Annotated in this window: 9 protein-coding genes and 1 pseudogene; 3 read left to right on the top strand and 7 right to left on the bottom strand. The window is 70.5% G+C overall.

All coding sequences use genetic code 11. From position 1 onward, the window contains the following. Nucleotides 1-126 precede the first annotated feature (126 nt). Together AB0D46_RS34875 and AB0D46_RS34870 are read right to left on the bottom strand one after the other, a co-directional pair. Complete coding sequence (locus AB0D46_RS34875) at nt 127-300, bottom strand: CsbD family protein (protein ID WP_362883586.1); 174 nt, start codon at nt 298-300, stop codon at nt 127-129. Nucleotides 301-427: 127 nt separating this feature from the next. Further along, nucleotides 428-820 carry an ATP-binding protein gene (locus AB0D46_RS34870; RefSeq protein ID WP_362883584.1) on the bottom strand — a complete coding sequence of 131 codons (393 nt, stop codon included), beginning with the start codon at nt 818-820 and terminating at the stop codon, nt 428-430. Nucleotides 821-1,500: 680 nt separating this feature from the next. On the opposite strand from AB0D46_RS34870, the gene AB0D46_RS34865 reads away from it, so the two are divergent. Both AB0D46_RS34865 and AB0D46_RS34860 read left to right on the top strand, forming a co-directional pair. Next, the gene (locus AB0D46_RS34865; protein ID WP_362883582.1) at nt 1,501-1,830 is read left to right on the top strand and encodes a MerR family transcriptional regulator; all 330 of its coding nucleotides are present in this window, start codon (nt 1,501-1,503) and stop codon (nt 1,828-1,830) included. A 105-nt stretch (nt 1,831-1,935) separates the two neighbouring features. Beyond that, on the top strand, nt 1,936-2,973 hold the full coding sequence (locus AB0D46_RS34860) for a magnesium and cobalt transport protein CorA (RefSeq protein ID WP_362883581.1): 1,038 nt from the start codon (nt 1,936-1,938) through the stop codon (nt 2,971-2,973). A 201-nt stretch (nt 2,974-3,174) separates the two neighbouring features. Here the strand turns inward: AB0D46_RS34860 and AB0D46_RS34855 are convergent, their stop codons facing one another. The 5 genes from AB0D46_RS34855 to AB0D46_RS34835 form a co-directional block, all read right to left on the bottom strand. Next, nucleotides 3,175-3,513, bottom strand: coding sequence for an STAS domain-containing protein (locus AB0D46_RS34855; RefSeq protein WP_362883580.1), 339 nt, complete (start codon nt 3,511-3,513; stop codon nt 3,175-3,177). Next, on the bottom strand, nt 3,510-4,826 hold the full coding sequence (locus AB0D46_RS34850; RefSeq protein WP_362883578.1) for a SpoIIE family protein phosphatase: 1,317 nt from the start codon (nt 4,824-4,826) through the stop codon (nt 3,510-3,512). Before AB0D46_RS34850 ends, AB0D46_RS34855 begins: the two co-directional genes overlap by 4 nt. Continuing rightward, nucleotides 4,826-5,629 carry an alpha/beta hydrolase gene (locus AB0D46_RS34845; RefSeq protein WP_362883576.1) on the bottom strand — a complete coding sequence of 268 codons (804 nt, stop codon included), beginning with the start codon at nt 5,627-5,629 and terminating at the stop codon, nt 4,826-4,828. The genes AB0D46_RS34850 and AB0D46_RS34845 overlap by 1 nt, the downstream gene beginning before the upstream one ends. Before the next feature lie 379 nt (nt 5,630-6,008). Next, nucleotides 6,009-7,589: a hypothetical protein gene (locus AB0D46_RS34840; protein WP_362883574.1), complete on the bottom strand. Its 1,581-nt coding sequence runs from the start codon at nt 7,587-7,589 to the stop codon at nt 6,009-6,011. An 873-nt stretch (nt 7,590-8,462) separates the two neighbouring features. Further along, complete coding sequence (locus AB0D46_RS34835) at nt 8,463-9,068, bottom strand: TetR family transcriptional regulator (protein WP_362883572.1); 606 nt, start codon at nt 9,066-9,068, stop codon at nt 8,463-8,465. 175 nt (nt 9,069-9,243) lie between these two features. On the opposite strand from AB0D46_RS34835, the pseudogene AB0D46_RS34830 reads away from it, so the two are divergent. Further along, nucleotides 9,244-9,549: pseudogene (locus AB0D46_RS34830) on the top strand (NAD(P)-binding domain-containing protein); the annotation flags it as partial. Nucleotides 9,550-9,769: the final 220 nt, after the last annotated feature.

The raw sequence follows: 9,769 nt of genomic DNA, 5'->3' as shown, positions 1-9,769 counted from the left end.
CGTTCTCCGTGGCCAGTTCTGGTGCGGTGGGGCGGCGTCCGCCGCGCACCCGCAGCAGCCGGCCGCTGCCGCGCAGCCGGTGGACCTCCCCGCCCAAGGAGCGGTTCCGGCCCTCACGCATGTCGATCAGTGCTTGAAGACGTCCTTGACCTTCTCCTTGGCCTCGCGGGCGTCGCCGGTGGCCTGCTCCGCGCGGCCCTCGGCGGTCAGCCGCTCGTTGCCGGTCAGGCGGCCAGCGGTCTCCTTGAGCTTGCCCTTGGCCTGCTCGGTCTTCGCCTCGGTCTTCTGCTCACCAGACACAGCTGATCACTCCCTCTTGGGTGGAAACGCCTTACGAGACCCCGTATGGCCGCTGAGAGTCCTCGTAAACAGGGCGACCGCAACAGGCTCACCCGGGCTCGCCGGGCCCCAGGTACGGACCGGCGCGCTACCGGGGGAAGAGGGCGCGGACGGTCTTGCCGCCTTCGGGCCCGGGCGTGACGACGACGTGACGGGCGAGGTCATTGACCATGTGCCAGCCGAATCCACCCGTCCCGTCGACGAGGTCGGGGGTCCGCGCCCGGGGCATCCTCGGACTGGGATCCTCGACGGCGACCTCGATGGCGCCCGAGTGGGCGGCGAGGCGGAGGACGTAGGCGCCACCACCGTGGCGCAGCGCATTCGTCACGAGTTCGGAGACGACCAGGACGACCGTGTCGGCCTGCTCCCGGCCGACGGTCGGCTCCCCGAGGGCGTCCAGGAACGTCCGGGCGGCCTGGCGTGCCTCGGCCACGGCGGGCAGGGAACGAGGGGCTGTGCGCTCGGCGCTCATCGTGGTCATCGCGCGCTCCGGGTCTGTTGTCGGTGTGGCCCTGCCTGCCCGGTCGTTGTGCCCCCGCCGCCAACCGTTCAACCCGACAACAACCGATTACCTCAAAGACGCGCACGCGAAAATCTATGGCGGCCGGAGTAGACATTGCGCGGTGATGTGGTTATGGTTTCTCTCGTAGCCAGTCGAGAAGGGCCCGGCAGGAACGAACTGCCGGGCAGCAGTACACGCAGTTGCAGTTCGCAGGACGGTGCGGTGGTGGAGCTTCGAAGCCAGAGCTGTTGCAGGACGGTGACGTGACTGACGACCGGACCGGGTGGCCCGCAGTGATCAGGGGCCGCCGCAAGCAGTACCGCAGTTGACGCAGTGGCAGTACTGGTAAGTGCAGTTGGTAGTACCCAGCGTTGGTAGTACCCAGCAGTGAATTGTTCCCAGAGGAAAGAAACGGAGGAGCGAAGCGCCATCAGGATCGCCCGGGCAGAGTGTTGAGCCCGGGTACCGCAGGACATCGTCAGTGAGGTGGTCTCCGGTCGAGCAACCGCGATCCCCGCATCTCCCGTCCCCGTGCGGACGGGTCAGCGGACAAAGAAGGCCGGCGCAGTACCAGGGTCGGCAGATGGTGTAGCAGTTCCTTCGGGGCCCTGGTGCCATAGGCACCAGGGCCCCTCCACGCGTTCCATGAAAGGGGTGCGATGACAGCAGAGGACTCGTTCGGCCGGCTCGACGACGACGACTTCCCCGCCTACACGATGGGCCGGGCCGCCGAGATGCTCGGCACCACCCAGGGTTTCCTCCGCGCCATAGGAGAGGCCCGCCTGATCACCCCACTGCGCTCCACGGGCGGCCACCGCCGCTACTCCCGCTACCAGCTGCGCATCGCGGCCCGTGCCCGGGAACTCGTCGACCAGGGCACCCCCATCGAGGCCGCCTGCCGCATCGTCATCCTCGAAGACCAGCTCGAAGAAGCCCAGCGCATCAACGCCGAGTACCGCCGCACCGCCGGGTCGGCGGCCAAGGGGTAGCCGAGGCCGTAGACGTACCGACCAGGGCCGGGGCGAAGAGGATCGCCGCCCTGGTCGCAGGTAGGTTGCATCCCTACGTATCGGACCAGGGGCAAGAGGCAGTAGATGGTGGAGCAGCGGGATAGCACCGACGGTGGAGGTCTGCCGTCGGCGGTGGTGGACTGCGCGCTCTACGAGGGCGGCCACCGCATCCCCGGCCAGGTGAACCTCGCCACCGTCAAGAAGCGGATAGACCCCGAAGAGGGCCGGTTCGCGTGGATCGGCCTGTACCAGCCCACCGAGGAGCAGCTCCAGGAGGTCGCCGAGGCGTTCGGTCTGCACCCCCTGGCGGTCGAGGACGCCGTGCACGCCCACCAGCGGCCCAAGCTGGAACGCTACGACGACATGCTGTTCCTCGTACTGAAGACGATCGTCTACGTCGACCACGAGAAGGTCACCGAGACCAGCGAGATCGTCGACACCGGCGAAATCATGGTCTTCGCCGGCCCCGGGTACGCGATCACCGTCCGCCACGGCAGCGCACCGCCGCTGGAGGAGGTGCGCCGCCGGCTTCAGGACGATCCGCAGCAGCTGGGCTGCGGCCCTGCTGCCGTCCTGCACGCGGTCGCGGACATGGTCGTCGACCGCTACATGGATGTCGCGGACGCCTTCGCGGGCGACGTCGACTCCCTGGAGGCCGAGGTCTTCTCCCCCGACCGCCCCGTCGACGCCGGGCGCATCTACCAGCTCAAGCGCGAGCTCCTCGAGTTCAAGCGCGCCGTCACGCCGCTTGCCGGCGCCCTGCAACGCCTCAGCGAAGGCGGCGTCTCCGGGATCCCGCCGAAGGTCGCCACGTACTTCCGGGACGTCGCCGACCACCACCAGCGGGTCAGCGAACAGATCCTGTCCTTCGACGAACTCGTCTCCGGCATGCTCAGCGCCAGCATCGCCCAGCTCGGCGTCCAGCAGAACGCCGACATGCGCCGCATCAGCGCCTGGGCCGCCCTCATCGCCGTCCCCACCCTGATCGTCGGCGTCTACGGCATGAACTTCGACCACATGCCCGAACTCCGGTCCCCCTACGGGTATCCGGCCGTGTGGGTGCTCATCCTCGCCGTGTGCACCGCCATCTACCGGGCGCTGCGCCGCAACAAGTGGCTCTAGCTTCTGTTCCCCGGAGAGACGCTTGGGACCGGTGACCGGCTTCGCCCCACAGGTCGGAAGGGGTCTTGGGCGGCGCTCGCGGCGGAACGGGTGACGACCAGCCCCTCCGGGTGACGTACCGGTCAGGGTTCTGACCCCCTTGCCGACCTACCCCCACACGAGCACTTTCATTGAATGGGACACCGCTGAGGACCGGCGTCGTCAGGGTCGGGTGGCGCTCTCGGTGTCGGGGTGGAGGGGGAAGACCTGGTCGAGGCCCGCGATGTGCAGGATGCGCAGGGTGTTGTCGGGGACGGCGGCGAGGGCGAGGTCGGCGCCGGCGGTGTGTGCCTGGTTGCGGGCGGCGAGCAGGGCGGTGATGCCGCTGGAGTCGCAGAAGTCCATGCCGGCCAGGTCGACCACGAGGCGCTGTCCCGGCCGGAGGGTGAGCGTGGGGAGCAGGGCTCGCAGGTCGGCGGCGTGCGTGTAGTCGAGCGGGCCGGTGATCTCCAGTACGGGACCGGTCACGGCGGTTCGGGTGGTGATTTTCAGCGGGCTCATGGTGTGTTCTTCGGTGCCGGACCGGGGTCCGGATGGGTGGGGACGCCGATGGCGAGGAGGGCGGTGTCGTCGTCGAGACCGTCGCCGAAGCTGTCGAGCAGTGCGGTGAGGCCTTGCATGAGGGTATGAACGGGTTCGCCGGCGTGGTCGGCGGCGAAGTCGCGCAGGGCTTCATCGCCGTAGAGGGCTGTGCGGTCTTCGCCGGTGCGGGCTTCGGTGAGGCCGTCGGTGTAGAGCAGGAGGGTGTCGCCGGGGGCGAGGGTGGTGGTCGCGCCGGTGAAGGGCGCGCGGGGCAGGATGCCGACCAAAAGGCCGCCCGGGGTGGGCAGGAAGTCGGCCCGGCCGTCGGCACGCAGGATCAGGGCGGGAGGATGGCCGCCTGAGGCGAGACGGACGGTGACCTGGCGGGTGGCGGGGTCCGGTTCGAGGATGCCGAAGATGGCGGTGCAGTAGCGGGGGTCGCCGCCCTCGTAGCGCTCGTGCAGCACGGTGTTGAGCGTGGACAGGGCCGTCACGGGGTCGGGGTCGTGCAGGGCGGCGGCGCGCAGGGTGTGGCGGGTCAGCGAGGTGACCGCGGCGGCTTGCGGGCCCTTGCCGCACACGTCACCGAGGAAGAATGCGAAGCGCCGGCCGTCGATGGGGAAGATGTCGTAGAAGTCGCCGCCGAGCCGGTCGGGGGAGGCGGTGTGGTAGTAGGCGGCTGTCTCCAGTCCGGGCAGCGGCGGAAGCGTGGCGGGCAACAGCGACTGTTGCAGCACGGCGAGGGCGTCCTGGAGCCGGGCCCGATCGGCCTCCGCCTGTTTGAGCGCCGCGGCGGCCTGTCTGCGTGCTTCTTCGGCCTCCTTGCGGCCGCGCAGGAGTTCCTCCTCGTAGGCGCGGCGGTCCCGGGCGTCGAAGATGGTGGTGCGGATCAGCAGAGGCTCGCCGGTACTGCCGTGTTTGACCGCGGAGGAGACCAGGACGGGCATTCGGGAGCGGCCCGCCTGTTTGATCTCCAGGGCGATGCCGCCGATCTCGCCCTGCATGCGCAGCAGCGGCGCGAAATGCGTCTCGTGGTACAGCTTGCCGCCCACGGTCAGCAAGTCGGTGAACCGCATCCGGCCCACCACCGCCTCCCGCTCCAGGCCGAGCCAGTTCAGCAGAGTGGTGTTGATCTTCGCGATGGTGCCGTCCATCAACGTGGACAGATACCCGCACGGGGCGCTCTCGTACAGTTCCTCCGCGCTGTCCTCCAGTAGGGCCGCGAACACCGCGTCCGAGGTCTCCTCCTCGTCCGCCTCGTACGGGTCCGGCTCCCGTCCGGTGCGGCACATCAACGCAGGCCTGCCAGGAACCCGGTGATCGCATCATTCGTGGCCTCGGGAGCGGACAGGTGCGGGCAGTGCCCGGTCGCATCGAGGGTGATCAGAGTCGAGCCGGGGATCGCCTGGTGGACGAAGGCGCCGACCTCCCGGGGGGCGATGGCGTCCTGGGTGCAGTCCAGCACCAGCGTCGGCACCCGTACGGTCTTCAGGTCGTCCCGCGTATCGGAGAGGAACGTGGTCCGGGCGAAGACGCGTGCCATCTCCGGGTCGGTGGCGCAGAAGCTGTTGGTCAGCTCCTCACCGAGCTCGGGCCGCTCGGCGTTCCCCATGATCACCGGTGCCATCGCGGCCGACCAGCCCAGGTAGTTCGATTCCAGGGAGTCCAGCAGTTCGTCGATGTCCTCGGCGCTGAACCCGCCCCGGTAGCCGTCGTCGTCGATGTACCGCGGCGAGGGGGCGACCATCACCAGCGCCCCGATCCGCTCCGGGGCCATCCCGGCTGCCAGTACACCGACCATCGCGCTGACCGAGTGCCCCACGAACACCGCACCGCGCAGATCAAGGGCCTCGCACACCTCCACCACGTCCCGGGCATAGCCGTCCAGAGACGCGTAGCGGTCCTCGGAGAACGCGGACAGGTCCGAGCGGCCCGAACCGACGTAGTCGAACAGCACCACTCGGTAGTCCTCGGCCAGAGCCGGCACCGTCAGGCGCCACATGTTCTGGTCACAGCCGAACCCGTGAGCCAGCACCACCGCCGGCCCCCGCGGGTTCCCGATGACGGTGACGTTGTTCCTGCGTCGAATGTCCATACCCGCATCCTCCCAGCCCCGCTCACCGCTCCGGCAGGGCCCCCGCAGACCACGCTTCCGGTGTTGGCGGACGTGGCCGCCATGGAGAGAGTCAACGCGCGCCGGTGCGACTGGCACCCCTGCGGAGCGCCGGTGCGGGCAACGCGACGCGCAGTCAACACGCGAAGGCGTCTGCCAACTGCTGGACTTGCGTTGACTCGCCGTCGCCCGCAGGCGAGTAACAGAGCAAGGGCTCCGGCGACAGGGGGATGTACGACACCGGCCGCCGAGGCCGCTCCCAAAGCCCCAGCGGCGCCAAGGACGCCTCCACCTCCACCGGCGTCGACGCCCAGGACCCGGCACCACGCTGTACTCCGGAAGGGAAAAGGCGGGCCCCCGGTTACCGGGGGCCGGCCTCGGGGGACGGTGCGGGCAGGGGGCAGGTGAGGGGCAGGACACGTTCAGTCAGCTGCCCGGTGAGCCGGGTGTCGGTGAGGGCGGCCTCAGTGAGCCAGTCCGCTGTGGTCAGCTGGTCGGCCAGGCGCTCCAGTTCACCGGCACCAGCCGGAACCAGGCCGGCGAGTGTGTTCAGGGCGATGCCGTGGCCGCCGGGCCCCAGGCCTCCCGATCCGCTTGTCCGGGTGGCCAGTGTCAGCGCGAGCAGCCGGGTGGCGGAGGTGGCCTTGGCCTTGCGGAGTTTCTTGTCCGAGATGACCTTCTGGGCCCAGCCGGAGAGCTTGGGCCGCATCTTCTTGCCGAACGTGAACGGGCCCGTCCCGTCCTCGGGGTGCGCAAGGGAGGGGACAGTGATCGGGGTGGCGTTCTCCGGCCTCGAGGCGAGCAGGTCGGCGGCCGTGCCGGGAAGCTCGAGCCAGCCGCAGCCGGTCAACTTCTCGACCAGGTCCTCCGGATCGCTCAGGCCCAGTGCGGTGAGGTCCTGGCCTACGAGGTTGCCGGCGCCGGTGTGCGCGGTACGCAGGGTCAGCATCAGCACCAGCAGCCGTGCGTCGGGGCCGGGCAGCGGGGTGTGGTCGGCCACGTACGCGAGGACCGAGCGCGCGTGCTCCCACTGCGTCGGAACGGTCAACAACCGATCCGCAACTGGCCGGTCGCCACCGGTGATGCCGCCGGTGCGCTGCTGGTGCTGGAGGCGGGCGGTGGCGGCGGCCTGCTCGGCACGCCGGGCCTCCCATCGCAGGGGACCCTCGCTGGTGACGTCGGCCCAGGTGGTGAAGGCGCGGGCCTTGCGCTCCTGGAGGTCGGCGAGCAGCGCCAGGTCGGGCTCGTCGCGCTGCTGGTAGGCGCGGAAGAGATCGCCGAGTTCGATGAGTTCGTCCCGCAGGACGACGGGCCGCAGGTCGTGGGGGATGACCCGCTGGGCGATCTTCGTCTGTGGCGGGCGGCGTCGCGCCGGGGTGGTGCGGGGAGCCGGGACCGAGGCGGTGGTGGCCTGGTGGTCGGAAAACTGCGGTGCGCCCGCACCCGCGCTCCCTGCCGGCGCCGGCGGCGGGGCCGGGGACGTTGTCGTGGTCGGACACGGGTGGTCCGGGGCGGTGGGTCCCTGGGAGGTGGCCGCGGTCTTCGCTCCGGGGGTGGCGGCCGCGCATCGGGAGCAGCACTCCATCACCTGCCACCAGCGGCTTTCTCGGTCGGTGACCACGGCCAGGACGACGGGGCCGCCGCACCGCCAGGGTTCGGTACGTGCCCGGCCAGTGTCGGGCAGATGGGTGTGGCAGTCCGCCAGCCGGCACGCGCAGTACGCCGTGGCTCTCGGGGCGGGGGCGGTGCGCAGGTGGGCCTTGATGTGGGCGACCGCGGCCGCGCGGCCGGCCGCCGCGGACGGCAGACGCTGCTCGGCACAGGCGGGTCGGCTGCACGAGACACGTACCGCCGTACTGCCCCGGCCGGCGGCGTCCAGACGCACCGTCCAGCGCCGCCCCGGCACCCGCTCATCGAGCTCACTTGCTGCGGCCTGCGTCATCCCGGTCTCCCTCCCCGTACTGCGTCGGCGCTGCCCGCCCGCCCTTGCCGCATGCCGGGCGGTGTGCGGGCGGCGTGGACACCGTATTCGGCCGCACGGGCGAGGGCTGTTGAACGCGCCCTGTTCGAACGGCGTGAATTGTGAGTGTCGGTTCAGGAGCCCGGCGTGGGCTCGGGTGTGCCGTCCGGGGGTCGAGAAGTCCGCCGAAGATGAGCCTGGTGTCGTCGTACTCGAAGGTCGTAGCAGCGGCGAGAACTCCCCCCGGCCGGTACTGCGCCCGCAGCGCTCCAACAGAGGGCCGTCAGCGCGGTCTCGGGTTCGTGGCTGGAGATAGTCGCGTCGGCGGGGATCCGGCGCAGGTGCTCCAGGGCGTGGTGGCAGTCCATCGTGGCTCCAGAAGCCTGTGCCAGGTGTTCTGCTCAAGCGCCTGCCTCAGTTCTCTGACCATTTTCCCGCGTGCGTGGTAATTCAGTGCGTGCCTGCGCATGCGCGTGGTTCCCGGCTCGCAGAACGGGGCGGGGCCTCGCACGGCTGCGTGAACGTCCGTGACACGCGCAGCTCGTCGGTCTCCTGAGCGTGGTGTTTGGCCAAACTCGACGGAGCCGACGGACGGGCGTCCTTGAAGGGGGACGCGAGTGAGCGACCGCGGCCGCGCGGCCGTGGACGGCAGACGCTGCTCGGCACACGCGGGTCGGCTGCACGAGACACGCACCGCCGTACTGCCCCGGCCGGCGGCGTCCTCCGCCCCGGCCCGCGGCCAGGCTGCGGGCCGGGTCAGGGGTCAGGGTCGTAGGTGATGCGGGCGTAGGGGCAGGACGCCGCGTACCGCAGGAGTGCGGACTTCTGCCGGTTGGAGCGGGCGGACGGCTGGGCCTACTCGGTGGTGCCGCAGAGCGCGGCGAGCGCGGCACGCACGCTGGCACGGTCGGGGGCTTCGGTGCCTGCCAGGCCGTGAAGGATCATCCCGCTGAGCGCGGCGGAGACGCCGTAGGCGCGGGCGGGCGGCAGGTAGCGCTCCAGGGAGATCCGGCCGACGGTGATGGTGCGGTCGGCGATCGGCCGCAGCGCGGGGCGGCGCATGGCGGCGAGGAAGAGCTCGTACTGGACGGTCCAGTGCGCCTGGTCGCCGCCGGTGCAGGCGGTGACCACGGCGTCGGTGAGGCGCTCCACCAGATCGGTGGTGGAGGCGACCGGCTGCTGCTCGTCGAGGTGCTCCAGGTAGGCGAGGAATTGATCCACGGAGCGTGCGAAGGCGAGCTGGATCAGGTCGTCGCGTGTCGCGAAGTGGTAGGTGGTGGAGGCGACCGGCAGGTCACCTTCCGCGGCGACGGAGCGGTGGGTGAGGCCTTCCAGGCCGTGGGCGGCGATAACGCGCTCGGCGGCCTCGATCACTTCCCTCTTGCGGGCCTCGGGGTCGCGCCGGCGGCGCTGGGGCTTCGCCGGGCCGGGCTGCTCGTCGCTCATTCCGGCATCCGCCATAGCCACTCCTATTGCTTCAAATCGGACATTCCTGTTACGGTACAGAACAACAGTACCGTTCAGTGGTCAGGACACGCCCTCTCCGCAGGCCCCAGCGCCCGTCAGGCCGACACACGGCCCGCCCGGCCCGGCCCGCACTGCACCTGACCCGGCTGACTCTCGACAGGAGAACCCTATGAAGATCGCTCTGCTCGGAACCGGCGCCGGTGCGCGCTGCCACGCCGCCAAGCTCATCGCGCTCGGCCACCGGGTCACTGTCGGCACCCGCGACCCGAAGGCCACTCTGGCCCGCACCGAGCCCGACATGATGGGTACCGAGCCCTTCGCCGGTTTCCTCGCCGCCCACCCCCAGCTGACGCTGGCCACGTTCGCGGAGGCGGCCGATGCGGGTGAGCTGGTCATCAACGGCATCGACGGCGCCAACGCCGTCACCGCGCTGGCCGCCCTGCCGGCCGGCGCCCTCGCGGGCAAGACCCTCATCGACTACGCGGTCCCGTACGTCTACCAGCAGCCCGGCGACGCCGAGCACCCGTGGCCCACCCCCTGGGGCGCCATGCCGCGCCTGGACCCCGTCGACACCGACAGCCTCGCCGAGCAGATCCAGCGCGCCCTGCCCGACACCCGCGTCGTGAAGGCCTTCGTCACCCAGGAACAGGAAACCGTCGTCAACCCCGCCGAGTTCGGCGGCGGCGACCACACCA

It is taken from the genome of Streptomyces sp. NPDC048383, from assembly GCF_040651775.1.
Classification (GTDB): Bacteria; Actinomycetota; Actinomycetes; order Streptomycetales; family Streptomycetaceae; genus Streptomyces.
The sequence above is the reverse complement of the archived record's forward strand: the minus strand, read 5'-3'. Positions and strand labels throughout refer to the sequence as shown.

What these genes read in the sequence shown, in the direction of transcription:
- AB0D46_RS34870 (WP_362883584.1), bottom strand. Translation starts at nt 820, where the DNA reads ATGACCACGATGAGCGCCGAGCGCACAGCCCCTCGTTCCCTGCCCGCC.
- AB0D46_RS34865 (WP_362883582.1), top strand. Translation starts at nt 1,501, where the DNA reads ATGACAGCAGAGGACTCGTTCGGCCGGCTCGACGACGACGACTTCCCC.
- AB0D46_RS34860 (WP_362883581.1), top strand. Translation starts at nt 1,936, where the DNA reads ATGGTGGAGCAGCGGGATAGCACCGACGGTGGAGGTCTGCCGTCGGCG.
- AB0D46_RS34855 (WP_362883580.1), bottom strand. Translation starts at nt 3,513, where the DNA reads ATGAGCCCGCTGAAAATCACCACCCGAACCGCCGTGACCGGTCCCGTA.
- AB0D46_RS34850 (WP_362883578.1), bottom strand. Translation starts at nt 4,826, where the DNA reads ATGTGCCGCACCGGACGGGAGCCGGACCCGTACGAGGCGGACGAGGAG.
- AB0D46_RS34845 (WP_362883576.1), bottom strand. Translation starts at nt 5,629, where the DNA reads ATGGACATTCGACGCAGGAACAACGTCACCGTCATCGGGAACCCGCGG.
- AB0D46_RS34840 (WP_362883574.1), bottom strand. Translation starts at nt 7,589, where the DNA reads ATGACGCAGGCCGCAGCAAGTGAGCTCGATGAGCGGGTGCCGGGGCGG.
- AB0D46_RS34835 (WP_362883572.1), bottom strand. Translation starts at nt 9,068, where the DNA reads ATGGCGGATGCCGGAATGAGCGACGAGCAGCCCGGCCCGGCGAAGCCC.